This is a genomic window from Croceibacterium sp. TMG7-5b_MA50 (assembly GCF_039830145.1).
Lineage (GTDB): Bacteria > Pseudomonadota > Alphaproteobacteria > Sphingomonadales > Sphingomonadaceae > Croceibacterium.
The window spans coordinates 2,444,373-2,469,979 of the sequence record NZ_CP156082.1 but is presented as its reverse complement, the minus strand read 5'-3'; the positions used below and the strand labels follow the sequence as shown (position 1 = coordinate 2,469,979).

The window sequence follows — 25,607 nt, the reverse complement described above, 5'->3', positions numbered from 1 at the left end:
TGCTAGGCGTCGGCCCAGCGGCGCAGGAGGTTGTGATATACGCCTGTCAGGCGGATCACCGCCGGATCGCCATGGCCTTGCGCGACGACCAGGTCCTGCACCGACCGGTCGAGATCGAACAGGATCGCCCGCGCCGCGTCGTCGCGCACCATGGATTGCAGCCACAGGAAGCTCGCCACCCGGCGCCCCCTTGTGACGGGCTCCACTCGGTGCAGCGATGACGATGGGTAGAGCACCGCGTGGCCGGCGGGCAGCTTGACCGCCTGCGCGCCGAAATTGGTCTCCACCACCAGCTCCCCGCCGTCATAGGCGGCGGGATCTTCCAGGAAGACCGTCATCGACAGGTCGGAACGGACCCGCAGGCCGGTGGCGGCATGAATGCGCACCGCATTGTCGACATGGGTGCCGAACTTCTGCCCACCGGCATAGGCGTTGAACAATGGCGGGAAGATGCTGAGCGGCAGGGCCGCGGCGATGAACAGCGGATTGGCGCCCAGCGCCTCCAGCACGATGCGCCCCGCCTCCTGCGCGGCGGGGCTATCCTCGGGCAATTGGTTGTTGTCCTTGGCAAGCGCGGACTGCGGACCGGAGGTTACATTGCCGTCGACCCAGGCGGCGCCATCAACCAGGCTGCGCACACGGGCGAGGCGCGACGCGTCCAGCACATCGGGAATGGCGATCAGCATGGGTGGCGGTCAGGCGAGCACGAAGGGGATCGCGACGATGCCGCGGACCCGCACCGGCGCGCCGGCCTGCATGATCGGCTCCCACCGCCAGCGGCGCACCGCCGACAGCGCGGCATCGTCCAGTCGATCGAAGCCACTGCTGCGGCTGACGGCGATGGTCTCCACCGTCCCGTCGGTCCCCAGCGTCAGCAGCAGTTCCACCGTGCCCTGTTCGCGCTTGCGCCGGCTCTGCACCGGGTAGCGGGGCGCGGGGGCGGAGAGGACGCGGGCGCCAAGGTCGCCGCCCTGAACGGTGCTGACCTCAGCCGGTACGGCAGGTGCCGCTTGCCGGGGCGCGGACGGCGCAGGTGCCGGGGGAGCCGGCGGCGCGGCGACGGCTTGCGGTGCCGGCGCTGCCAGCGCGATCGCCGGGCGCGGAACGTTGACGGGTTGCGGCACGTCGGGTGTGCGCACCATGGTGTCGAGCTGACGCTGTTCCACCGGTGCGGGCTCGGGTGCCTGCTCGGGCGGTGGTGGGTGCCTCTCCACCGGAGTCAGGTTGATGGCCACGATGCGCTGCCGGTCGGTGCGGGTCGCATGGATGCCCAGGGCCAGCAGGCCGAGCAACAGCACAACATGAACCGCAGCGGTGACACCTATCGCCAACAAACGGCCCTGCCCGCCGGCGTCATACCGGGCTTGCGGCACTGGGGCGGGCATGTGCCCGCCCCATGCGACGCCGTCCGCGCGTTCCAGCAGCATGGCCGTGTACAACTCCGTGCATCCCCCCGGGCGAGACGACTGCTTACATGCAATCACCTCGCAATAGAAGCGGCGATCAGTAGCTGTAGCTCAGCGTCAGCACGGCGGAGCGACCTTCGCCCGGCACGGCCCAGCCATTGTTGCGGATGCCGGTGAAGTACCGCTCCTCGAACGCGTTCTGCACGTTCAGCTGCGCCGCCAGGCCATTGTCCATGGTGTAGGCGAGATAAAAACGATGCGTCATCCAGTCGTCCGACTTGATGAACGGATCGGTCGTGTTGCTCAGCAGGAAGCTGCCCTGGTAGGTGAGGCCGTAGCCCACCTGCAGGCCGAACGGCAGGGTATAGGTGGTGAACAGGCTGCCCGAATGTTCGGGATTGTTGGTCAGCGGATTGCCGGCCTGCGCATCCACCAGCGGGCAGACCACCGGGGTGGTCGTACCGATCGGCGTGTAGCTGCTGCCCGGATTGGCGAGGCAGTAGTTCGACACCGACTGCAGCACCTCCGTATCGAGGTAGGTGTAGTTGGCGAAGATCGTCCATTCGGGTGTGATCCGCCCGCTGGCGCCCAGTGCGATGCCGTCCACCCGGTTGCGGCCGTCCAGCACCTGCAGGTTGCCGATCGACGGATCGTTGCTGGTGACGGGATAGTTCGTCCGCTCGTTCCGGAACAGCGCCGCGGTCAGTTGCAGGTCGGCATCGAACAGGTCGACCTTGCCGCCAATCTCGTAGTTCTTCGCTTCCTGCGGCTCCACCCCGCATGGTTCGGCGCCGATCAGCGCCTGCTCCGCAGTGGCGATGCCGCACCCGCCACGAACGGAGGCGGAAGTCGGCGTGCGGCTGTTGCCATAGGCGGCGTAGAGGCTGGCATTGGGCACCGGCTTGAACACCGCGCCAATGCGGTAGCTGAACAGGTCGTCATTGTTCACCTGATCCCGCCCAGCGGTGATGGCGCCGCCGGTGGTGACGGTGTCGCTGCGGAACCGCGCCTCGTTGCGCTCCCATCGGATGCCGCCATTGATTTCGAACTGCTCGGCCAGTTCGATGGCGTCGAACAGATAGACCGCGATGTTGTTGGTCGTGCCCTGCTGGCGGGAATTGCGGACGAAATTGACCGGGCCGCCATAGACCGGATCGGGGTTGGCGATGCTGATCGGCGGCAGCGCCGGGTTCGGCGTGGCGCCGCCCGGATTGCGCAGCGAATTGCCGCTGTCCATGTGATAATCCTCGGTCGTGTAGGCCACGCCCAGCGTCAGATTGTGGCCGATCCCGCCAGTGTCGAATTCGCCGATCAGGTCGAGCTGGTTGTACAGCAGCTCCGTCTCGGTCAGCCGCGTCGTGCCGCGTGGGCCGGACGGATAGAAGAGCCCGGCCTGCTGGCCGGCGGGGCACGGGACTCCGGCGATCGTCGTCCGGTTGGCCAGGCAGTAGGCGCCCTGCGGCGGATTCACTACGATGTCGGCCTCGATCCGGCTTAAGCGGAACAGGTTGCGGACGGAGAACGCATCGCTGATCCGGTGGTCCAGGATCGCGGTCGCGAGGTCGATGGTCTGGTCCTGCCGGTCGACATCCTTGTACCCGTAATAGCCGCTATAGCTCGCGCCCGGCAGCAGCCCGCCCAGCGCGGAGTAGTAGGGCACGCCATAGACCGGCGTGTTCTGGTCTTCCTGGTGCTGGTACAGCAGCGTCAGGCTGGTCGGCGTGTCGATGCCGAAAGTGACGGACGGCGCGATGCCCCAGCGTTCGGACTGCTCCACATCCCGGTCCGCGACATCGTTGCGATGGCCCGTCACGTTCAGGCGCACGGCGATCGTGTCGGACACGCGCATGTTGCTGTCGATCGTACCGCGGAAGAACTCGTTGGTGCCGATCCCGCCGGACACGATAGTCAGGTCGTCAGCCTTGGGCCGCTTGGTGACGAGGTTGATCGTCCCGCCGATCGACCCGGAGCCGGCATAGACCGAGTTCGCCCCGTTCACGACCTCGATCTGTTCCAGGTTGAAGGTGTCGGACCGGCTATATTGCGCACTGTCACGCACGCCGTCGATCTGCAGGTCGTTGGTCGCGCTCTGCCCCCGCAGGTTGATGCTGTCGCCGTAGCCACCCCCACCCTCGCCCGCGCCGAAGGTGATGCCGGGGATCGTGGTCAGCGCCTCCCGCAGGGTCAGCAGGTTCTGCTGCCTGAGCGTCGTGTTGCTGAGCACGGTGATCGTTTGCGGCACGTCCAGCAGCGGCTGCGTGTACTTGGGCGATTCCGCTTCTTCGACCTTCACCTCGTCGTCATCGATGGCGGTGCTGGTGACCGTGGTGGTGCCAAGGCGTTGCGGCTGGTCCGCCTGCTGCGCATGCGTCGGCGGGGTGAACGCCAGCGCGCCGACGCAACCGAGCGCGAGATAGGACGGAACGGTACGTGTAGCGGACATCGGAACCCCCTGAAGATTTCGGAGGCGCCGCTACTACGAACCATTCGCAGTTGCAAAGCTAATATTGCGACTACGTCGCAACAGTTTGTTCAGCGTATCATCCTCGCCGCGTAACCGCAGACACGCCGCGGCACGAGGGGTGCGGCGGCGTGATCGGCGGCAAGGCAGCGCTGGGCAGCGCGCCAATGCGCTCAGCGGTAGAAGATGTGACTGTCGATGGTGCCGCGGGCGAGCTTCGTCTGCGCCCAGGAAGGGCGAACCCGGCGGGCATGGAAATACAGGGCATCGCCCACTTCACTGTCCCACAGTGCGTCATGCGCGATGCGGGCAATAGCCTTCGCCCGGTGCCAAGCCTGCGACCCGGCACGTACCGCCGGAATGCGGCCAGCGCGAACGAAGGAGAACTGGGCCGGCTGCGTCACCACGCCGCAATAATTGCCGGGGAAGCGGCCAGTCTCGGTGCGGTTAATGATGACCTGTGCCACGGCCAGCTGTCCGTCCAGGTCTTCGCCACGGGCTTCCCAGTAGATGGCCTGCGCCAGACACTTCATCTCGTCGGAAAGATCGGCTTCGGTCGGCAGGGTGGCGACCAGTTCGGCCAGGCTTTCGGCCTCGGTCGGTTCGGGCAGTGCCTGGATCACCGGCTCCGCGGTGAAGCGCGGCAGCGGCTCGGCCTCGGCAGGCAGAGGCGGCACGACTGTGACGGGCTGTGCCTGGATGCTCAGATCATCCTGGGCAAAAGCGCCGGAACCGGCGGCGCCGAACAGAGTAGTAAGCAGTGTCAGCGCCAGGGCGGTCACCCGGGCGCGGGCAGAGAAGAAAGACATTTATCCCGATGCTCAAGGCGGTGGGCACCTGCCCAAGTCGCACGAGAAGACATCGGCACAGCGATCCGCGCGCAAGACGTCCATCCGGCGGCTTGGCGGCCACCCCCCGTCTGCGCGCTGATCCAGACCGGCATCCTGCCGCCCCCGAACCGCCTGCGCTGCCGAAGTGGAGGCGCGTTTACGCCTGGTTAGCGCAGAGTCAATCTATGCGGCGGCAATGTGGCAACATCAGGCGATGAAGCGTTGCCCATCCGCGACATCGAGTTCCAGCACCCACAAATCGCTATCCTGCCGGTGGCGGCGCGCGCACCAGTCCCAGAAATCCCGTGGATCTTCCGGGTTCTGCGCCCGACTCGGCAACCACCGGCGGGTGCCATCCGCCTGCGGCATCCGTTCGTACGCCTGCGCCGGTGTGCCCCGTTCGCTCAGCACCAGCATGATCGTGCCGGCCTCCCGCTCCCCCCGATGCAGCACGGTGGCGAACCCGCCGGCTGCCTCCACCGCGCGGATCAGCCCGCCGACCTCCAGATGCGCAGGAAGTCGCGCCTCCATTCAGGCGACGTCACGATCGACGGCGTTGGCGAGGATACCATACAGTACCTCCGCGTTCGGAGCGTCGAGCAGTGCCTCCTGCACACGCTCGTCCCGCACGAGGCGGGACAAGGCAGCCAGGGCATGAAGGTGAGTGGCGCCGCTATTGGTCGGCGAGAGGAGGCCGAAGACCAGCACGACCGGCAGCCCGTCGGCCGCCGCGAAGTCGAGCGGCTGGCCCAACCGGATCACCGCCACCACAGGCCGCGCAAGGCCAGGTATGCGCGCATGCGGCATGGCGACGCCCCGTCCAAAACCGGTGCTGCCGAGCCGTTCGCGTTCCTCCAGCGCATCCAGCACCAGCGCCGGATCGAGGGCCCATGCACCCGCCAGCTGTCCGGCCAGGGCGTCCAGAACGGCGGCCTTGTCGGGCAGGGTGGCTAGGCTGATTGCCTCCGGCTTGAGGCTGAAATAGGCGGTCATGGCGCGCCCTGTAGGGCCGGCCGGTCGCTCGCGCAAATGACGGACGCGGGCGGTCCGGCCGGGAACGGTGTGACGTCAGGTGCGCGCGGGCTCCACCCAGCCGATCGACCCGTCATCGCGGCGATAGACCATGTTGTGCCGACCGGTACCCGCGTTCTTGAAGAACAGCGCCACCGTATGCCGCAGGTCCAGCAGCATCACGGCGTCGGACACGCTGACTTCCGGCACGTCGATCCGGGTTTCGGCGATCACCGGCGGCGCGTCGCTCACCACCTCGGCTTCCGGCTCCTCAGCCGCGAACACCGTGTAGGCGGCATCCTGTTCCGCCATGGCGAAGTCGGCCTGCTGGTGGCGATCCGTCAGCCGTCGCTTGTAGCGGCGCAGCTGCTTCTCCACCTTGTCGGCCGCCTGGTCGAACGCTTGGTGCACGTCGGTCTGCGATCCATGGCTCTTCAGGATCAGACCCTGGTTCACATGCATCACAATGTCGCAGGAATAGGCGCTGGAGGGCGCCGGGCCGAAGGTCACCGTGGCGGACAAAGCGCGACTGAAATACTTTTCAGCGATCGCCTCCAGCCGGTCGGTGGCATGTTCCTGCAGAGCCGAACCAGTATCCATCTGGTGGCCGGACACGCGGATCTCCATGGGTGGGGGTACTCCTTTGGTCTGTTGTCACCCGGCCGCAACGGAGTCGGCGGTGGCAAGCTGTGACCAGTATGCGCCCGCCGCCCTTATTGCGTCCAGAGTGGTGAAGACAACGTGCCGACGAAGGCTTTGTGCCGTGCCAGCTCTTCTGCCGTTGGCCCATGCGGACGGGGCGTGCGGTAGGCGCGGCGGCGCGGCTGGAAGGCGCTGACGGCACTGGCTGCCTCGACAGCGAGGGCCTGCGCCGTCTCGCTCGCCAGCGACAGCCCGATCTGCCGCCCGCCCGTCAGCTCGACATAGACCTGCGCCAGCAGCTCGGCATCGAGCAGCGCGCCGTGCAGCACGCGGTGGCTGCGGTCGATGCCGTAACGGCTGCACAGCGCATCCAGCGAATGCTTGGCGCCCGGGTGACGGCGGCGGGCGATTGCCAGCGTATCCACCATGCGGTCCATCGCCACCAGCGGATGATCGCACAGCCGCAGCTCGTGATTGAGGAAGCCGAAATCGAACTGCGCATTGTGCGCCACCAGCGGGCAATCGCCCAGGAAGTCGATCAGCTCCAGCACATGTTCGTGGAACAGGCGCTGCCCGGCCAGGAACGCGTCGCCCAGGCCATGGATGCGCTCCGCCTCGATCGGCATGGGGCGGCCCGGATTGAAGTAGGCGTGATAGGTGCGGCCTGTCGGGATGCGGTTGACCAGCTCGATGCAGCCGATCTCCACCATGCGGTCGCCGGTCGCCGGGTCCACGCCGGTGGTTTCGGTATCGAACACGATCTCGCGCATGGCGGGCCTATGCGCCCGCGAGCGGCGGGCTGGCAAGCGGGCCTGTCAGCTTCTCCACCAGAGCCCGGACGGCGGCGCGCGTTTCTTCATGACTGGTGCCGGTGTCGATCAGGTGATCGGCGCGGGCGCGCTTGTCGGCATCGGGCATCTGCCGCGCCAGGATTGCGGCCAGCTTTTCGGGTGTCATGCCGGGGCGCGCGAGCACCCGCGCCCGCTGCACGTCCGCCGGGGCGGACACCACGGCGACCGCATCCACATCCGTCACCCCGCCGGTCTCGAACAGCAGCGGAATGTCGAACACGACCAGCGGATCGGCGCCATGCGCTTCCAAGAAGGCGGCACGCGATGCACGCACCGCCGGGTGGACGATCCCCTCCAGCCGGGCGAGCGCCGCATCATCGCCGAACACCGCCGCGCCCAGTAACTGCCGGTCCACCCCCGCCGCCCCGGTCGTGCCGGGGAACGCCGCCTCGATCTTCGGCAGCAACACACCGCCCGGACCCTGAAGCCGGCGCACTTCTGCATCAGCATCGAACACCGGCACGCCGGCCTCGGCGAACATCGCCGCAACCGTCGACTTGCCCATCCCGATGGAGCCGGTGAGGCCCAGCACGAACGGGCGACGGGTGGTCACGCGGTCAGCAGCCGGCGCAGCTCCGCATCATTATCGTCGCGCACCGGCTGCACGCCGAAGAACAGCCGGAAGGCGACCGCACCCTGCCCGATCAGCATGGCAAGGCCATCCACTGTCCGCAGCCCCGCCGCCTCCGCCTCCACCAGCAGGGGCGTATGCACGGGGGAGGTGATCACGTCGTAGACCACGCTGGCCGGCGGCACGTGGCTGATGTCGAGCTGCAAGGGCGGCTGCCCGGCCATGCCCAGCGGACTGGCATTCACCACCAGATCCAGCAGGCCCTGCCGGTCGTCGAACTCGAAATCGGTGGGATCGGCGAAATGGGCCAGGTCGACCGCGTGATGCTCTCCATCGGGCACCAGTTCATCCAGCAGCGCGCGTGCCTTGGCCGGATCACGGCCGGCGAGCACGATGGTGAACCCCTCCGCCGCCAGCCCCGTCACGACCGCGCGTGCGGCACCGCCGGTGCCCAGCACCCGCGCCATGCGGAACAGGTGCGGTTCGGCCAGCAGGGGTCGCAATGGCTCCATGAAGCCGGGCGCATCGGTGTTGTCACCGGTCAGCGTACCGTCCTCCGCCCGCAGGATCGTGTTCACCGCGCCGATCTGCTCCGCCAGCGGGGTCACGCGGTCCAGCAGCGGCCGCACCGCCAGCTTGTGCGGCATGGTCACGTTGCAGCCACGCCATGCCGCGTCGGCGCGCCGTTCGGCGAGGTAATCGCCCAAGCCCTCCGCCGTGACCAGGCAACGGCGGTACTCGCCCGCGATACCGGCACGCTCCAGCCAGTGGCCGTGCATCACCGGCGACTTGGACTGCACGATCGGATCGCCGATCACCTCTGCGTAAGGGATCATGCCGCCAACTCTCCCTGTTCGCGCAAGGCGCCGAGGACCGGCAGCAGCGGCATGCCTAGAATGGTGAATTGGTCGCCCGCGACAGTCTCGAACAATTGCACCCCCAACCCCTCCATGCGGAACGCGCCCGCGCAATGGCCGATCTCCGGCCATTCGGCGACGAGATAGGCCTCGATGAAAGCTTCGCTCAATGCGCGCACCTGCAGCCTCGCCAGCGCGGCATGGCTCCAGACCGGCTGGCCACCGCGCACCAGGGCGGCGGCGGAATGCAGCTGCAGTTCCTGGCCGGAGAAGAAGCGCAGGTGCTCCGCCGCCTCAGCCCGGCTCGCCGGCTTGTCGAACCGGCGCCCGGCGACGACCACCAGGGAGTCGCTCCCCAGCACCAGCGCGCCGGGCTGCTGCGCCCATACTGCCTCAGCCTTGGCACTCGCCAACGCCCGCGCGACATCCGGCGGCGCCGCCCCGGCGAGGCCGGCCTCCAGCGCGCGTTCGTCCACGCCGACAGGCTTCGTCACCGTGAAGGATACGCCCGCCGCCGACAGCATGGCGCGGCGGCTGGCACTGCCGGAGGCGAGGACGATCATCGGGGCGCGATCATATGGGCCGGGGACCGGGTCCTGCCTGCCGCCCTTCCGCGATCCGCGCCTCACGCTCCTGGTAAAGCTTGATGATCGCGGCCGCGGTCTCCTCGATGGAGCGGCGGGTGACGTCGATCACCGGCCAGCCATTGTCGGCGAACATGCGGCGGGCGAGGGCGACCTCCTCCTCCACCCGGTCCTGATCGACATAGGAGGTCTCGACCGTCTCGTTCAGCGACAGCAGCCGGTTGCGGCGGATCTCCACCAGACGCCGGGGCGCGGTGGTCAGCCCCACGACCAGCGGGTTCCTCAGCGCGAACAGGTGCGGCGGGGGCGGGCTTTCCACCACCAGCGGGATGTTGGCGACCTTGTAGCCGCGATTGGCGAGGTAGATGGAGGTCGGCGTCTTGGACGAGCGGGAAACGCCCGCCAGCAGGATGTCCGCCTCCTCCCACTCCTCCCACCCGATGCCGTCATCATGCGCGATGGTAAACTGGATCGCGTCGACACGGGCGAAATACGCCTCGTCCATCACGTGCTGGCGGCCCGGCCGGCCACCGGCGATCTGTCCCAGATACCCCTCCAGCACGCCCGTCACCGGATCGAGCGGCGCGACATGGCCGATGCCCAATGCGCGGCAGCGTTCTTCCAGCCGGGCGCGATTGTCGGGATTGATCAGGGTATAGAGCACCAAGCCGGGGTGAAGCGCCAATTCCTCCACGATCCGGTCGAGGTGCTGCTGGCTGCGGACCATGGGCCAGAAATGGCGCACCACGCGCGCATTCTCGAACTGGGCGAGCGCAGCCTTGGCGATCATCTCCAGCGTTTCGCCGGTTGAATCGGAGAGAAGGTGCAGGTGCAGGGCCATGTGGACAATCCCAGGCATAAACCACGGCACAGGTCTGGGGACAAGTTCGGCATGGGGGCCCATCCCCGCTGCCCGCTGATTCGCACGTCGCCAAATGCACAGCGGCAGTTTTCCCTCCACAGGCTGGGGATAAGGCGGAAAGACTCGACTCGACTCAGGGGATGACGGGAGTCGCGCCGAGTCACTGCGGCTGGTTCCCCGGGATAAAATGGTGCAGGGCGCGGCTGTCCCCGTTTTCCACAGGGCCAACAGACTCCAGCAACCTGAATCGAATCTAGGATTATAGTGGACCATCCATGCCCGGCCTGCTTCTCGACACGCTGAACGGGCTCAATGGCCCCCGCCGACCGGTCTGGCTTATGCGCCAGGCGGGACGTTACCTGCCCGAATATCGCGCTCTCAGGGCGGACAAGGGCGGGTTCCTGGCGCTGGTGCATGATTCACCCGCTGCGGCCGAGGTAACGGTGCAGCCGATCCGCCGCTTCGGCATGGATGGCGCGATCCTGTTCTCCGACATCCTGGTCGTGCCGCACGCGCTTGGCCAGGACCTGCAATTCCTGGCCGGCGAGGGGCCGAAGCTGTCGCCCCCGCTGGTGGATGCCGCGCTGACGGCGCTGGAGGCCGTGCCACAGCGCCTCGATCCGGTGTACCGCACCGTCGCCCTGGTCAGGCAGCAATTGAGCCCTGAGGTGACCCTGCTGGGCTTTGCGGGGTCGCCCTGGACCGTCGCCACCTACATGATCGCGGGCGAGGGCAGCCGCGACCAGCATGCCGCGCGCGCCATGGCCTATCGCGATCCCGCCGCGGTGCAGGCCATCGTCGATGCGATCATCGCCTGTACGGTCGAATATCTGGTGCGGCAGGCTGAGGCGGGGGCGGAGGCGGTGCAGCTGTTCGACAGCTGGGCCGGCAGCCTGGCGCCCGCCGAGTTCGAACGCTGGGTGATCGCGCCCAATGCGGCCATCGTCGATGCCTTCCGCGCGCGCTGCCCCGGTGTCCCGGTGATCGGCTTCCCCAAGGGCGCGGGCGCGAAGCTGCCCGCCTATGCGCGGGAGACCGGTGTGCAGGCGGTCGGCGTGGACGAGACGGTCGATCCCGTCTGGGCGGCGCGTGCGCTGCCGGCGGACATGCCGGTGCAGGGCAATCTCGACCCGCTGCTGCTGCTTGCCGGCAGTCCGGAGCTGGAGCGACAGACCGCCGCCATTCTGGATGCCTTTGCCGGGCGACCGCATGTCTTCAACCTGGGGCACGGCATCGACAAGGAGACGCCGATCCCGCACGTGGAGCGCCTGCTCGCCGCCGTGCGCGGATGGCAGCGGGGGTAGCGGCACGCTTGTGCCCGGCGGTGAAGGCGGGCAGGCAGGCAGGGTTGCAATGCAGCATGTCTGCCGGAGTCCCCTGCCCTTGCGTTTCCTCCTTGCCGCCCTTGCCCTGACCGTGCCGTTGGCCGCCATTCCCGCGGCGGCCCAACAGGAACCGGCTACGGCCAGTGCTGATGAGCGCCTGCGCGCGCTGTACGAACGCGAATGGACCTGGCGGCAGCAGCAATTCGCCCGGATCGATGATGGCGCGAATGGTGATGCACCGGCCGACCACCTGCCGCGGGTCGATCCTGGCGCGCAGGCGGAACGGCAGGCCTATTGGCAGGACGTGCTGGCGCAGCTCGACGCGATTCCGCCAGACCAGCTCTCCCCGCCCGAGCGGATCAATGCCGCCGTGCTGCGCACCAGCCTGGAAGCCTTTGTCGCCGATGGCCGCTATCGCGGGTGGGAGATGCCGCTCAACGCCGACAGCAATTTCTGGGCCGGCATCGCATCGCAGCGCCCGTTCGGCGATGCCGCCGGATACCGCCGTTATCTGGGCCGGATGCGTGACGTACCGCGCTATTTCGCCGAACAGACCGCCAATATGCGCGCCGGTCTGCGGCGCGGCTTCAGCGTGCCGCGGGTAACGCTGGCCGGTCGCGACGCGTCCATTGCCGCCCATGCGGTGCCCGATATTGAGGCGAATCCGTTCTGGACCGCCTTTGCGACCATGCCGGCGACCATCCCGGAGCCGGAGCGCAGGCGATTGCAGGCCGAGGCGCGAGAGGTGATCGCTCAGACCATAGTTCCCGCCTATGGATCACTGCTGGATTTCTTCAGGGACGAATACCTCCCCGGCACCCGCACCACCCTTGCCGCACGCGACCTGCCTGACGGACCGGAATATTACGCCGCGCAGATCCGCGAATACACCACCACCGACCTGTCGGCGGAGGAGATCCACCGCATGGGCCTGGCCGAAGTGGCGCGGATCGAGGCGGAGATGCAGGAGACCATGGCGGAGGCGGGGCATACCGGCACCTTTGCCGAGTTCCTGCACTTCCTGCGCACCGACCCACGCTTCGTCGCGCGGACACCGGACGAGTTGCTGGGCTATTCCGCGCTGGTGGCCAAGCGGGCCGATGGCGAGCTGAAGAACGTGATCGGCCGCCTGCCCCGCTACCGCTTCACCATCCTGCCGGTGCCCGATGCGATCGCGCCGTTCTACACCGCCGGGCGCGGCGGGCTGGAAGCGTGCTGGATGAACACGCACGATCTGCCGTCCCGCCCGCTCTACAACATCGCCGCATTGACGCTGCACGAATGCAATCCCGGCCACAGTCTGCAGGCGGCGATCGCGCTGGAAGGGCCGGAGCGGCCCGCCTTCCGCCGGCAGACCTATTTCAGCGGCTATGGCGAGGGCTGGGGCCTGTATGTCGAATGGCTGGGGCAGCAGATGAACATCTACCGCACCCCATACGAGAAGTTCGGCCGCCAGACCTACGAGATGTGGCGCGCCGCACGGCTGGTGATCGATACCGGCGTCCACCATTATGGCTGGAGCCGGGAGCAGGCGATCGCCTATCTCGCCGACCGCACCGCTCTGTCGCACCGGGAGGTGGAGACGGAGGTGGACCGCTACATCAGCTGGCCGGGACAGGCGCTCGCCTACAAGCTGGGCGAGCTGACCTTGCGCCGCAAACGGGCGGATGCGGAATCCGCATTGGGCGAACAGTTCGACCAGCGGTTCTTCCACGATCTCGTGCTCGACATGGGGTCCGTGCCGCTGCCGGTGCTGGAGGCGGAGATCGACCGCTGGATCGCCGCCGGCGGACCGGCCGTGTTCCCGGAGGGTGCATGAGCGGGGAGGCGCGCATCGTCGATGCCACGCGGGTCTATGACGGGTGGTACCGGCTGGACCGGCTCGCCGTGGTCCTGCCGGATGGCGCGCTGGTGGAACGCCATTTGCTCGACAATGGCAGCGCCGTCGCCGTGCTGCCCTATGACACCGCCCGGCGCGTGTGCCTGCTCGTCAGCCAGCCGCGCGCACCGGTGATCTTTGCCGGCGAGGCGCCGCTGCTGGAGGCGATCGCCGGCGGGCTCGACGGCATGGCGCCCGACCGGCGCATTGCGGAGGAGGCATGGGAGGAAGCCGGCGTCCGGCTCGGCACCCTGGAGCCGGTCGGCAATATCTGGCCGATCCCGCCGATCTCGACCGAACGGGTGCAGCTCTACCTCGCGCCCTATGACATCGACGGGCATTGCGGCATCGGTGGCGGTGCAGAGGGCGAGAACGAGTGCATCACGGTGCATGAGGTCGGGCTGGACCAATTGCGGGCGATGGTGCTGGGGTGCACGCTGGCCGACGCCAAGACGCTGATCCTGGCGCAGGCATTGCTGCTGCGTCATCCGGAACTGTGGCCCGCCCCGCGCGACGCATGATTGCCCCTTTTCAAGTATCGCGCCGCCGCGCATGGTTCCGCTCATGAACGATGCGGACATCGCAGACGGGGAATCCAGGCCGGCCCGGCGGGATCGCCTGTATCAGGAACTCGCCCGCGCGCTGCTGGCCGACTTCGCCGCCGCCGGATACCGTCCGGGTGACCGCCTGCCGCCCGAACGCGAGCTGGCGCAGCGCTACAATGTCAGCCGTCCCACGGTGCGCGAGGCGCTGATTGCGCTGGAAGTGCAGGGCATGATCGAGGTGCGGATCGGGTCCGGCGCCTATCTGTGCGCGGTCCCTGACGAAGGGGCGCAGCCGGCGGATTTCGGTGTCAGCGCGTTCGAGGTGACCGAGGCGCGCCTGCTGATCGAGCCGGAGGTCGCCGCACTCGCCGCGGCGCAGATCGGGACGGAGGAACTGGCGCAGCTTGCCACTTTAGTCGACGGGATCGCGCAGGAGAATGCCCGCAATGCCGGGACGGAAAGCGCGGACCGCGAATTTCACCTGACCATCGCCCGCGCCAGTCGCAACGCGGCGCTGCTGCGGATGGTGGAGGATCTGTGGTCGCTGCGTGCCGCCTCGGCCGAGACGGCGCTGCTTTATGCCAAGGCGCGTGCGGCCAACATCCAGCCGGTCGTGGCCGAGCACACCGCCATCCTGCACGCGCTGGAGGCAGGTGATCCTGCCGGCGCGCGCGCGGCCATGCGCGCGCATCTGACAGCCGTGCTGGACAGCCTGCTGTTCGCCACGGAAGAACGCGCGATCGAGGAGGCGCGGCAGGCCTCCCTCACCCGTCGCGCCCGTCTGGCGCATACGATCGAGTAGGAAATCTTCTTCCGAAGTTTACACTAAGTTGACACCTCCCGCGCCCGCTCCGGCCAACCGCGACGCCCTGCATCCCGGTGGCGGATCGCGATGAATCGAGGGCAGGGGTGCGGTGGTGCATGAGCCGCATGAGGCACACGTCAGGGGGTGTAGGAAAGCGCTTAGTCGCCGCATCAACTCCTCCCCGGTCGTCACCCCGGACCTGATCCGGGGTCCCGCCTGTTCTTCGCAGCATGGCGTCAAGCAGCGGGATCCCGGGTCAAGCCGGGATGACGATGGAAAGGTAGTCTCTACTGGAGGTTCACGAAGGCGCCGCCATCGACCAGCAGCGATGCGCCGGTGACGTACTTGGCAAGGTCGCTCGCCAGGAACACGATCGGGCCGGCCAGATCGTCCGGCTCGCCCAGGCGGCCCAGCGGCACGCGCGCGGCCATCCGCTCGCGCTTGTCCATGTCGGCGAGGTCATCCTTGTTGATGTCGGTCAGGATGGTGCCGGGCAGCACGGAATTGCAGCGGATGCCGTGCCGGCCCAGCGCGATGGCGGTGGACTGCATCAGCGAATGGAGGCCTGCCTTGGTCGGCGTGTAGTGCGTCTGGTACTCGCCTCCGACCAGCGCGCTGATGGAGGAGACGGCGATGATCGCGCCGCCATGGCCCTGCTTCACCATCTGGTTCGCGGCCGCCTGCACCATGAAGTAGGCGCCGTGCAGGTTCACGCGCATCGTCCGCTCGAACGTCTCGACCGGCATGTCCAGGAAGGCGTGGAAGGGGCAGATGCCGGCATTGTTGACGAACACGTCGACCTTGCCGAACGCATCGGTCGCCGCCTTGACGAAGGCGGTGGCGGTTTCCGGGTCCGACACGTCGCCCTGAACGGCCAGCCCGCGCTGGCCCAGCGCCTCGATCTCCTTCACCGCGGCTTCGGCGCCGGCGGTGTCGCGGCTGAAATTGATGGCGACGTCGGCGCCATGGCGCGCGGCGCCGATCGCGGCGGCGCGGCCGATGCCGGCGGATGCGCCAGTGACGAGCACGGTCTTGCCTTCAAGCAGGCGGGTCATGCGTTCTCTCCTTGGAAAAATTGGAATGGTCAGGTGGGTGAAATGCCGTTCCAGCCCAGGTCGCGGCTGACCTGGCGGGCGGTATCCACCACGTCGCGGGTCAGCGTCTCCATCCGGCCGTCATCCATGTATTGCGCCGCGCCCGATACGCTGAGCGCGCCGACGATGCGCCCGCGCACGTCGCGGATCGGCGCGGCAACGCAGCGGATCTGGTCCTCGTTCTCCTCCAGGTCGTAGGCACGGCCATCGGCGACGTAGCGCCGCATGCGTTCCAGCCAGATGTCCCATTCGATCGGCACGGCACCGCCCGCCTGATCGCTGGCGAACAGCTTGTGCCAGTCGCCCTCCCCCTCGTCGACCAGCATGGCCTTGCCAAGGCCGGTGGCGGTCAACGGGTGGCGGTCGCCGACGCGGCTGCTGATGGCGATGCGCCGCCGGCCCGGAATCTTGTCGAGATACAGCGCCCGGTCACCGTCGCGCACGCCCAGGTGGACGGTATCGTCGGTGCGTTCCGCCAGCTGTTCCAGCCGCGGATGCGCGACCTGCACCAGATCGATCTGCTGCTGCGCCTGGAAGCCCAGTTCCAGCAGCTTGGGTCCAAGCTGGTAACCCCGCCCCGGCGCGACCGAGAGATAGCGGCGTTCGATCAGCGCATTGGCGAGACGGTGCGTGGTCGATCGGGTCAGGCCCAGACCACCTGCCAGATCGCTCAGCGTGACGGGGCCGGCGACGACAGCTTCCAGCACGTCCAGGCCGCGCAGCAATGTCTGGCTGCCCGCAGGCACCCGGCCATTGCCCTTCGCGTCCGTCTCGTCACTTTCGTGCGCGGGTGCCAGGGAGTCGATTGACTGGGCATTTTCCATCTAATAATACCCTATCCCATAATGTGAAAGCCGCAAGGCCTTCATCGTTTTGTCGCGCGGTGATACCGGTCACATGATTACGGGACGAACTGCCATCCCACGATGTGGGAAGTAAAGGGTTGAGGGGGAGACTGCCAGCATGAATTTACCCCGGATCAAGCATGTCCGTGCCTTCGTGGCGCGCGGCAAGGGCGCCGATTACCACGATCAGCCCGGCGGCCACTGGATCGACGACCACATCGCCACGCCGATGAGCCGGTATCCCGAATACCGCCAGAGCCGGCAGAGCTTCGGCATCAACGTGCTGGGCACGCTGGTGGTGGAGATCGAGGCCGAGGACGGCACGATCGGCTTCGCGGTGACCACCGGTGGCGAGCCGGCCTGCTACATCGTGGAAAAGCACCTCGCCCGCTTCCTGGAAGGGCGCAACCCGGTCGAGGTCGAGAAGATCTGGGACCAGATGTACTTCTCCACCCAGTATTATGGCCGCAAGGGCCTGGTCATCAACGCCATCTCCGGCGTGGACTTGGCGCTGTGGGACCTGCTGGGCAAGCTGCGCGGCGAGCCGGTGTACCACATGCTGGGCGGCGCCGTACGCGACGAGCTGCAGTTCTACGCCACCGGCGCGCGGCCTGACGTCGCCAAGGAACTCGGCTTCATCGGCGGCAAGCTGCCGCTGCATCACGGCCCGGCCGAAGGGCTGGAAGGCATGCAGAAGAACATCGAGCTGCTGGCGGACATGCGTGCCAAGGTCGGTGACGATTTCTGGCTGATGTACGATTGCTGGATGGCGCTCGACATCGACTACGCCACCCGCCTCGCTCACCGCGCCTATCACGAATGCGGGCTGAAGTGGATCGAGGAGGCGCTGAGCCCCGACGATTACTGGGCCTATGCGCAGCTCAAGAAGAACGCGCCCAAGGGCCTGCTGGTGACGACCGGCGAGCATGAGGCGACTCGCTGGGGCTTCCGCATGCTGATGGACATGGAATGCTGCGACATCATCCAGCCCGACGTGGGCTGGTGCGGCGGCGTGACGGAACTGATCAAGATCGCCAATTACGCCGACAGCAAGGGTGTGATGATGGTGCCGCACGGATCGTCCGTCTACTCCTACCACTTCGTCATCACCCGGCATAACTCGCCGTTCGCCGAATTCCTGATGATGCATCCGGGGCCGACGGAAGTGGTGCCGATGTTCGCGCCGCAGCTGCTGGGCGAGCCGGTGCCGGTGAACGGCAAGATCCGCGCCAGCGAACTCGACAAGCCGGGCTTCGGCGTGGAACTGAACCGCGACGTGCCCCTGCACCGCCCCTACGAGCGATAAGGACCTGATCCCATGAAGCTGTGCCGTTACGGCCCCCTCGGCGCCGAGAAGCCGGGCCTGATCGATGCGGAAGGCACCCTGCGCGACCTGTCGGGCACCGTGGCCGACATCACCGTCGACGTGCTGGACCAGCTGGCCGGGATCGATCCCGCCAGCCTGCCGGTGGTCGAGGGTGAGCAGCGTCTGGGCGTGCCGTTCGCCGGCGCCAGCAAGATCGTCGCCATCGGCCTGAACTATCGCGACCACGCGATCGAATCGAACCTGCCGATCCCGACCGAGCCGATGATGTTCATGAAGGCGTTGTCGAGCCTCAGCGGCCCGAATGACGACGTGATGCTGCCGAAGGACAGCACCCATGGCGACTGGGAGGTCGAGCTGGGCGTGGTGATCGGCAAGACCTGCCGCTACGTCAGCCAGGAAGAGGCGTTGGACGCGGTCGCCGGCTACACGCTGGTGAATGACGTGTCCGAACGCTTCAACCAGAAGGAGCGTGGCAGCCAGTGGTCCAAGGGCAAGGGGCACGACACCTTCTGCCCGACCGGCCCGTGGCTGGTGACCCCGGATGAGGTCGGCGACCCGCAGGACCTCGACATGAGCCTCGACGTCAATGGCGAGCGGATGCAGACCGGTAACACGAAGACGATGATCTTCAACGTGGCGGAGCTGATCTCCTATGTCAGCGAATATATCACGCTGAAGCCGGGCGACCTGATGATCACCGGCACCCCTCCGGGCGTGGGTGAGGGCAAGAAGCCCGCCAAGATCTTCCTGAAGGACGGCGACGTCATGGAATTGGCGATCGAGAAGCTCGGTACGCAGCGCCAGCAGGTCGTGGCGTTTGACCGCGCCCGTCTGGGGACGCTGGCATGAGCGCCTATAACGGACGTTTCGCCGGCCGCCGCGCGGTCATCACCGGCGGGGCCAGCGGTCTTGGCCTGGCAGTTGCGACGCGGATCGTCGCCGAAGGCGGCAGCGTGGTGCTGTGGGACATGAACCCCGACACGCTGGCGACGGCGAAGGACCAGTCGGGCGCGGTCGCCGTGACCGCGCTGGACGTGTCGGACGAGGCCGCGGTGACGCAGGCCGCGGCCGACGCGCGTGCCGCGCTCGGCGGCGGGATCGACATCCTGATCGCGTCTGCCGGGATCACCGGCGCCACCGCGCCGGTGCATGAATACCCGCTCGACAGCTGGCGCCGGGTGATCGACGTCAACGTGAACGGCCTGTTCTACTGCAACCGCGCGATCGTGCCGATCATGCTGGAAGGCGGCTATGGCCGGATCGTCAACGTCGCCAGCGTCGCGGGCAAGGAAGGCAACCCCAACGCGTCGGCCTATTCGGCCAGCAAGGCGGCGGTGATCGGCCTGACCAAGAGCCTGGGCAAGGAACTGGCGGGCAAGGGCGTGATCGCCAATGCCCTGACCCCGGCGACCTTCGAAAGCCCGATCCTGGCGCAGCTGCCGCAGAGCCAGGTGGATTACATGCGCTCCAAGATCCCCATGGGCCGCCTGGGCGAGGTGAGCGAGAGCGCCGCCATGGTATGCTTCATGGCGTCGGAGGAATGCTCCTTCACCACCGCGTCCGTATTCGACACGTCGGGCGGGCGCACCACCTATTGAACCGGGAGTGCAGGCGATGCGCGTACCTTTCGTGGATGCCCACATCCACCTGTGGCAACTCGATCACCTGCACTACCCCTGGCTGATGCCGCCTTTCGCCGATGACGGCCCCAACGGCAGCGTCGAGGCGATTGCGCGGCATTACTCGCCAACCGATTATCTGGCTGACATGGATGGCTGGAACCTCGTCGGCAGCGTCCATGTCGATGCGGGGGCCGACGCGGTCCACGCGCTGGAAGAGACCGAGTGGCTGGAAGGTCTCGCCGCCGAACACGGCGTGCCCACCGGCATCGTCGCCTTCGCCCCGCTGCATGACCCGGCCGTGGGCGAGCTGTTGGCCAAGCAGGCCGCGCATCCCCGCGTCCGCGGCATCCGCCACATCGTCAACTGGCACCCCGATGCGCGCCGCAGCTATACCCCGCAGGATTGGACGCGGGACGAACAATGGCAGGCCGGTTTCGCCCTGCTGGCGCAGCACCGCCTGCGCTTCGACCTGCAATGCTATCCTGGCCAGATGCCTGCGCTGGCAGAGGTGATCGCGCGCAATCCCGATGTGCCGGTCATCATCAATCACATGGGCATGCCGGTCGTGACCGATGCCGATGGCTTCGCCGACTGGCGCATCGGCATGGCGGCCCTCGCCGCGCTGCCGCAGGTGGCGGTGAAGCTGTCGGGCCTTGGCTTCATCCGCCGCGACTGGACGCCCGACCTGGTGCGACCACTGGTGCTGGAAACGATCGAACTGTTTGGCACCGACCGCTGCATGTTCGCCAGCGACACGCCGACGGACAAGCTGTTCGCGCCGATCGCCACCTATCTCGAATTCTATGAATCGATCGCCGACACGATGGGCGATGATGAACGACGCGCGCTGTGGGGACGCAACGCCAACCGGATCTACGGTCTGGGCCTCCAGCTCTGATCGCCTGATCCGACCGCTGCCCGGCATCCGGCAAACGGGGCGGGCACGCTGACTGAGAGGACCTGTCATGCCCGTCACCCGCCGCCGGTTCGTGCAATCGACCGCGCTCGCCACCTGTGCTGCTTTCCTGACCGATCCCGCAACGCTGCTGGCGCAAGCGGGTCGCCACCGTGGGCAGGCGCTGCGCTGGCTGGATGGCGCGCCGCCCGCTACCCACGAAGGCGTGACCACCGGTGCCGCCTGGCCACGCGGCACGGTGACCGCGCGCAGCAGTTTTGCCGCCACCGCCGCCGATGGCAGCGCTGTACCGGTGCAGAGCTGGGTCACCGCCACCTGGCCGGACGGCTCGGTGAAGTGGACCGCACATGCCTTCCCCGGCGGAATCGACACGGCGGCGGTGACGGTCGGGCCCGGGCGCCCGGCGGCGCCGGCACGGCCGGTCCGCGCGACGAGGCGCGGTGATGCGATCACCGTCACCAATGGCGATCTTGTCTGGACATTGGGCACCACCGGTCAGGCCATCATCCGTTCCGCCCGGCGTAGCGGCACGGAGGTCCTGGGAGAGGTCGCGCTGACCGCCAGCACCCAGACCGCCCCCGATGCCGATCTGGGCGAAGGCGCGCCGCTGACCCGCTATGACAGCCTGATCCAGAGCGCCGAGATCGAGCATGACGGCCCCGTTCGCGCCACCATCCGGGTCAGCGGCATGCATCAGGGGAATGGCCGCGAGTGGCTGCCCTTCACCTTGCGGCTGCATTTCCATGCCGGGTCCCCGGCGGTGCGCATCCAGCATACCTTCGTGTTCGACGGTAATGCCGATACCGACTTCATTCGCGGGCTGGGGCTGACGGGGCAGGTGCCGATGATGGGCGCCACCCATGACCGGCACGTCCGCTTCGCTGGAAGCGGGGACGGCATCTGGGCGGAGGCGGTTCGGCCGTTGACAGGCTTGCGCCGCGATCCGGGCGAGGCGTTCCGGCAGGCACAGGTCGCCGGACGCGCGACGCCGCCGCTGGCCGAGATGGCGGACAGTGTGCGGGAGAACCTGCAGTTCATTCCCGAATGGGGTGACTTCACCCTGTCGCAGCCCAATGCCGACGGCTTCACCATCGTGAAGCGCACCAAGACCGGCCATGGCTGGATCGATGCCGACGGGGGCGAACGGGCGCGCGGCCTGGGCTATGTCGGCGGGCCAAGGGGCGGGGTCGCCTTCGGCCAGCAGGATTTCTGGCAGCGCTGCCCGGTGCGGCTCGATATCCGGGACGCTGCAACCGACACCGCGACCTTCCGCCTGTGGTACCATGCACCGGACGCACCCGCGATGGACCTGCGCTTCTACCATGACGAAATGGGCATGGGTGAGTTCGTCGAACAGAACCGCGGCCTCGATGTCACGTATGAGGATTACGAGCCCGGCTGGGGATCGGCCCACGGCATCGCCCACACGACCGAGTTCACGCTCTATGCCCTGCCCGCCACCCCGACGGCGGAGATGATGGCAGCGATGGCGCACAGCCTGTCCGTGCCGCCGCGCCTGGTGCCGGAGCCCGCCAGCACCCATGCCGCCAACGTGTTCGGCGATTGGTCGCTGCCCGACCGCAGCGTGCCGGCCAAGGCCGCGATAGAGGCGCAGAACGACTTTCTCCTCTCTTACTACGAAGGGCAGGTGGAGCAGCGGCGCTGGTACGGGTTCTGGTCGCATGGCGACTGGATGCATACCTACGACCGGGACCGGCATGTCTGGCGCTACGACATCGGCGGCTTCGCTTGGGCGAACAGCGAGCTCTCCCCCGATCTGTGGCTGTGGTATTCCTACCTGCGCAGCGGCGATGCCAAGGTGTTCCGCCTGGCGGAGGCGATGACCCGCCACACAGGCGAGGTCGACACCTATCATCTCGGCCCGTGGAAGGGCCTCGGCACCCGGCATGGCGTGCAGCACTGGGGCGATTCATCGAAGCAGCCGCGCGTCTCCAACGCGGTGTACCGCCGCATCTATTACTACCTGACCGCGGATGAGCGCACGGGTGACATCCTGCGCGAATGCCTTGCGGGGGACGAGGCGCTGACGCGCGTCGACATCGCACGCAAGGTCGGCGCGCGGCCCGGTGGGGTGGCGCAGGCGGGCAGCGGCGCGACCGTGCGGTCCAACCCGCAGAATGGCGAGATCGAGATGAGCTTTGGCACCAGCTGGGGCGCCATGCTGGGTGCCTGGCTGGCCGAATGGGAGCGGACGGGCGACCGCCAGTGGCGCGACCGGATCGTCAACGGCATGACCACGCTGGCCGCCCTGCCGAAACAGTGGTTCGCCGGCGGCGCCAATTTCGATCTCGCCACCGGCCGCTTCACCGGCCCGGGGGACGAGGTCAGCGTCAGCCACCTGAACGCCGTGTTCGGCGCGGTCGAGATCAATTCGGAGCTGCTGACGCTGGTGGACGTGCCCGCCTATCGGCGGGCGTGGCTCGATTACTGCATCGCCTACAACGCCTCGCCGGAACAGTTCGAGGCCATGACGGGGGAGCGACGGCGACCTGGCAATCTGGGGCAGGGTCATTCGCGGCTTACCGCCTATGCCGCGAACGCACTGAACGATCCCGCACTGGCCGATCGCGCATGGGCGGAGTTCTACCGCGCCGATGCAGGTCTGCGAATGGGTCTGGCCGATCGTGCCACTCGGGTCGAGCCACCTGCAGTGCTCAACCCGGTGGATGAACAGGCGATGGTCAGCACAAATGGAGCCAGCCAGTGGGGTCTTGCCGCCATCCAGAACCTGGCACTGGTAGGTGACCGGATTCCACGAGAATGATTATAGCGGCATGACCAATTGCCATAACCTGTCTGGCCTGATAGTCACCATGTGAAACCCCGTTTCATAAGGCGGGCATCATGGAGAAGATCATGGTTGGCAAGGCGTCGTTGTTGCTGTGCGGAACGGGGCTCACCGTCGCGGTGCTGGGCGCGGGGCCTGCAATGGCGCAGACCGCCCCTGACCGGGAGGAGATCGCGGGCGAGCAGGCCGGCGTGATCGTGGTGACCGCGCAGAAGCGGGAACAGAACGTACAGGACGTGCCCCTGTCCGTGCAGGTGATCGACCAGTCCCAGCTCGATGCCCATGCGGTGGTCGAATTCCAGGACCTGAACCGCATCGCCCCGTCGCTGACCATCCGTCCGACGGAGAATCCGCAGAGCGCCAATATCCAGATCCGTGGCATCGGCACGCTGGCTTTCAGTCCCAGTGTGGAGCCGAGCGTCGCCATCGTGATGGATGACGTGCCGCTCGCCTTCCAGTCCCGCGCCTTCAGCGATCTGTCCAATGTGGAGCGGATCGAGGTGCTGCGCGGACCGCAGAGCACGCTGTACGGCAAGTCTGCCTCCGCCGGCCTGATCAACATCGTGACCAAGGCGCCCTCGCGCGATCCCGAGTTCAGCCTGCGCGGGATGGTGACGACCGATGACGAACAGCAGATCGGCGCCACCATCTCCGGCCCGATCACCGACACGTTGGGTGTCCGCTCGACGGTCAATTACAACCATTTCGATGGCAACACCCGCAACCTGAACGATGGCGAGCTGATTAACGGGCGGGAGTATTTCTCCTCCCGCAATCGCATCCGGTGGGAGCCGACCGACAGCCTGCAGATCGATGCGAGCATCGATTATTCGCAGGGGCGCACCAGTTCCACCCGGCCGTTTATCGAGCTGGGCGATGGGGCGATCCTGCGTGGCAACCCCGCCTTTACCGCCGCTGTGTTCGCGCCCGGGATCGAGGTGGATGGCGACAACACCGACGTCGCGATCGATTTCATCTCGGGCAACACGTTCGACGATTTCGCGCAGTCGCTGCGCGTCACCTACGACACCGGCGGTCCGTCGCTGATGTCGATCACCGCGCATGACCGGTATTCCAGCCTGGACGAATTCGACAGCGACGATGCCGCGATCCCGACCTACCGGAACGTGCAATACGGCAATTTCGATGCCGAGCAGTTCAGCCAGGAATTCCGCCTCGTGTCACCCGGCGCGGACCGGTTCCGGTATACGCTGGGGCTGTTCTTCAACGATCTGGAGGTGGATCGCGACTTCTTCCGCGGGCCGCTGTTCTCCGCCGCCAACTGGGACGCGAACACCGGCAGTCAGCAGATCGCGGCCTTCGGCCAGCTGGAATACGACGTTCTGGATGGGACCACGCTGATCGGCGGCGCGCGTTACAGCCGGGAACGGATCGACTATACCTATGACGATCTGCGCACCGGACAGAGCTTCGCCGGTGACAGCACCGACTGGTTCGGCACGTGGAAGCTGGGCATCCAGCAGGACCTGAATCCGGATGTGATGGTATTCGCCACCTTTGCCACCGGGCACAAGGGGGAAGCGTACGACATCTCCACCGGGTTCAATCGGGCGCGCGCCGATGCAGGACCAGTGCGGCCGGAAACGGCGGACGATTACCAGATCGGCCTGCGCAGCCAGTTCCTGGGCAACGACGTCGTGCTGAACGTCACCCTGTTCAACACGGAATACGAAAACTTCCAGACCCAGGCGATCGAGGATATCGAAGGCGTGCTGAACTTCCGCCTGACCAATGTTGGCGGCTTGCGCACCCGCGGCGTGGAGGTGGAGACGGTGATCCGCCCGGTGGCGGACCTGACGCTGACGGGCGCAGGCAGCTATGTCGATGCCAAGATCACCAGCTATCCCGGCGCCCCGTGCTACATGGGGCAGACGGTGGCGCAGGGCTGCACCGGCACGCCGGCCAGCCAGGACCTGACGGGCGTGCAGCTGCTGCAGGCGCCCGAATGGAAGCTGACCGGCAGCCTTGATTACAGTCCGCAGATCGGCAACGGGCCGCTGGCGCTGGTCAGCCAGGTCGCGGTCAACTGGCAGACGAAGATCGTGCCGATCGATCAGAACCCCCGCACGGTGCAGCCCGGCTATGCCATGGTGAACCTGGGGCTGGGGCTGGAGGATACGGACGGCGGCTGGCAGGTCGTGGCGTTCGTCAACAACCTGTTCAACCAGCACTATCGTTACCTGATCAACGACGTGTCGAGCCGTTACGGCACCACGGCGATTCAGGGCTACGTCCCGCGCGACTTCTACCGCCACGGCGGCGTGCGGGCGACTTACGCCTTCTGACGCTTCACAACAGTCCCCACACTGGGCCGGCCCTTCGTTGCGAAGGCCGGCCTTTCTTT

At 67.2% G+C, this 25,607-nt stretch carries 24 protein-coding genes; 10 read left to right on the top strand and 14 right to left on the bottom strand.

Annotation, left to right across the window (positions count from 1 at the left end; translation table 11 throughout):
- Positions 1-2: 2 nt before the first annotated feature.
- The 12 genes from V5740_RS11615 to V5740_RS11560 all read right to left on the bottom strand — a co-directional run bounded on the left by V5740_RS11615 (position 3) and on the right by V5740_RS11560 (position 10,054).
- Positions 3-686 carry a Fe2+-dependent dioxygenase gene (locus V5740_RS11615; RefSeq protein WP_347302639.1) on the bottom strand — a complete coding sequence of 228 codons (684 nt, stop codon included), beginning with the start codon at positions 684-686 and terminating at the stop codon, positions 3-5.
- Positions 687-695: 9 nt separating this feature from the next.
- Positions 696-1,427: a TonB family protein gene (locus tag V5740_RS11610; RefSeq protein ID WP_347302638.1), complete on the bottom strand. Its 732-nt coding sequence runs from the start codon at positions 1,425-1,427 to the stop codon at positions 696-698.
- 76 nt (positions 1,428-1,503) lie between these two features.
- A complete protein-coding gene (locus V5740_RS11605) occupies positions 1,504-3,849 on the bottom strand; it encodes a TonB-dependent receptor (protein WP_347302637.1) in 2,346 nt (781 codons plus the stop codon).
- 191 nt (positions 3,850-4,040) lie between these two features.
- A complete protein-coding gene (locus tag V5740_RS11600) occupies positions 4,041-4,676 on the bottom strand; it encodes a cell wall hydrolase (RefSeq protein WP_347302636.1) in 636 nt (211 codons plus the stop codon).
- A gap of 228 nt (positions 4,677-4,904) precedes the next feature.
- Complete coding sequence (locus V5740_RS11595) at positions 4,905-5,228, bottom strand: DUF1491 family protein (RefSeq protein WP_347302635.1); 324 nt, start codon at positions 5,226-5,228, stop codon at positions 4,905-4,907.
- Positions 5,229-5,690 carry a PTS sugar transporter subunit IIA gene (locus V5740_RS11590; RefSeq protein WP_347302634.1) on the bottom strand — a complete coding sequence of 154 codons (462 nt, stop codon included), beginning with the start codon at positions 5,688-5,690 and terminating at the stop codon, positions 5,229-5,231.
- 75 nt (positions 5,691-5,765) lie between these two features.
- Positions 5,766-6,335, bottom strand: coding sequence for a ribosome-associated translation inhibitor RaiA (raiA, locus tag V5740_RS11585; RefSeq protein ID WP_347302633.1), 570 nt, complete (start codon positions 6,333-6,335; stop codon positions 5,766-5,768).
- Positions 6,336-6,421: 86 nt separating this feature from the next.
- Entirely contained in the window at positions 6,422-7,120 is a 699-nt protein-coding gene (dnaQ, locus tag V5740_RS11580) for a DNA polymerase III subunit epsilon (protein WP_347302632.1), read from the bottom strand.
- A 7-nt stretch (positions 7,121-7,127) separates the two neighbouring features.
- Positions 7,128-7,754, bottom strand: coding sequence for a dephospho-CoA kinase (coaE, locus tag V5740_RS11575; RefSeq protein WP_347302631.1), 627 nt, complete (start codon positions 7,752-7,754; stop codon positions 7,128-7,130).
- The gene (locus V5740_RS11570) at positions 7,751-8,608 is read right to left on the bottom strand and encodes a shikimate dehydrogenase (protein ID WP_347302630.1); all 858 of its coding nucleotides are present in this window, start codon (positions 8,606-8,608) and stop codon (positions 7,751-7,753) included. The genes coaE and V5740_RS11570 overlap by 4 nt, the downstream gene beginning before the upstream one ends.
- Positions 8,605-9,192 carry a Maf family protein gene (locus tag V5740_RS11565; protein ID WP_347302629.1) on the bottom strand — a complete coding sequence of 196 codons (588 nt, stop codon included), beginning with the start codon at positions 9,190-9,192 and terminating at the stop codon, positions 8,605-8,607. The genes V5740_RS11570 and V5740_RS11565 overlap by 4 nt, the downstream gene beginning before the upstream one ends.
- A 10-nt stretch (positions 9,193-9,202) precedes the next feature.
- Complete coding sequence (locus tag V5740_RS11560; protein WP_347304513.1) at positions 9,203-10,054, bottom strand: pyruvate, water dikinase regulatory protein; 852 nt, start codon at positions 10,052-10,054, stop codon at positions 9,203-9,205.
- 296 nt (positions 10,055-10,350) lie between these two features.
- Between V5740_RS11560 and hemE the strand changes: the two genes are divergently transcribed.
- The 4 genes from hemE to V5740_RS11540 are packed head-to-tail and all read left to right on the top strand — an operon-like array spanning position 10,351 to position 14,626.
- On the top strand, positions 10,351-11,379 hold the full coding sequence (gene hemE / locus V5740_RS11555; protein ID WP_347302628.1) for a uroporphyrinogen decarboxylase: 1,029 nt from the start codon (positions 10,351-10,353) through the stop codon (positions 11,377-11,379).
- Positions 11,380-11,428: 49 nt separating this feature from the next.
- Positions 11,429-13,219 carry a DUF885 family protein gene (locus tag V5740_RS11550; protein WP_347302627.1) on the top strand — a complete coding sequence of 597 codons (1,791 nt, stop codon included), beginning with the start codon at positions 11,429-11,431 and terminating at the stop codon, positions 13,217-13,219.
- Positions 13,216-13,800, top strand: coding sequence for an ADP-ribose pyrophosphatase (locus V5740_RS11545; RefSeq protein ID WP_347302626.1), 585 nt, complete (start codon positions 13,216-13,218; stop codon positions 13,798-13,800). The genes V5740_RS11550 and V5740_RS11545 overlap by 4 nt, the downstream gene beginning before the upstream one ends.
- A gap of 43 nt (positions 13,801-13,843) precedes the next feature.
- Positions 13,844-14,626, top strand: coding sequence for a FadR/GntR family transcriptional regulator (locus V5740_RS11540; RefSeq protein WP_347302625.1), 783 nt, complete (start codon positions 13,844-13,846; stop codon positions 14,624-14,626).
- Positions 14,627-14,916: 290 nt separating this feature from the next.
- On the opposite strand, the gene V5740_RS11535 is transcribed toward V5740_RS11540, so the two are convergent.
- Together V5740_RS11535 and V5740_RS11530 are read right to left on the bottom strand one after the other, a co-directional pair.
- Entirely contained in the window at positions 14,917-15,684 is a 768-nt protein-coding gene (locus tag V5740_RS11535; RefSeq protein ID WP_347302624.1) for an SDR family NAD(P)-dependent oxidoreductase, read from the bottom strand.
- Positions 15,685-15,713: 29 nt separating this feature from the next.
- A complete protein-coding gene (locus tag V5740_RS11530) occupies positions 15,714-16,547 on the bottom strand; it encodes an IclR family transcriptional regulator (protein ID WP_347302623.1) in 834 nt (277 codons plus the stop codon).
- A 139-nt stretch (positions 16,548-16,686) separates the two neighbouring features.
- On the opposite strand from V5740_RS11530, the gene rhmD reads away from it, so the two are divergent.
- The 6 genes from rhmD (at position 16,687) to V5740_RS11500 (ending at position 25,548) form a co-directional block, all read left to right on the top strand.
- Positions 16,687-17,874: an L-rhamnonate dehydratase gene (gene rhmD, locus V5740_RS11525; RefSeq protein WP_347302622.1), complete on the top strand. Its 1,188-nt coding sequence runs from the start codon at positions 16,687-16,689 to the stop codon at positions 17,872-17,874.
- Between the two features lie 12 nt (positions 17,875-17,886).
- Positions 17,887-18,744 (top strand): fumarylacetoacetate hydrolase family protein, encoded by an 858-nt coding sequence (locus V5740_RS11520; RefSeq protein WP_347302621.1) that lies wholly within the window; start codon positions 17,887-17,889, stop codon positions 18,742-18,744.
- On the top strand, positions 18,741-19,493 hold the full coding sequence (locus V5740_RS11515) for an SDR family NAD(P)-dependent oxidoreductase (RefSeq protein ID WP_347302620.1): 753 nt from the start codon (positions 18,741-18,743) through the stop codon (positions 19,491-19,493). Before V5740_RS11520 ends, V5740_RS11515 begins: the two co-directional genes overlap by 4 nt.
- 16 nt (positions 19,494-19,509) lie before the next feature.
- Entirely contained in the window at positions 19,510-20,415 is a 906-nt protein-coding gene (locus V5740_RS11510; protein WP_347302619.1) for an amidohydrolase family protein, read from the top strand.
- Between the two features lie 67 nt (positions 20,416-20,482).
- On the top strand, positions 20,483-23,218 hold the full coding sequence (locus V5740_RS11505) for a Tat pathway signal sequence domain protein (protein ID WP_347302618.1): 2,736 nt from the start codon (positions 20,483-20,485) through the stop codon (positions 23,216-23,218).
- An 80-nt stretch (positions 23,219-23,298) separates the two neighbouring features.
- Positions 23,299-25,548, top strand: a complete 2,250-nt coding sequence (locus V5740_RS11500; RefSeq protein ID WP_347302617.1) for a TonB-dependent receptor — start codon at positions 23,299-23,301, stop codon at positions 25,546-25,548.
- Positions 25,549-25,607 lie beyond the last annotated feature (59 nt).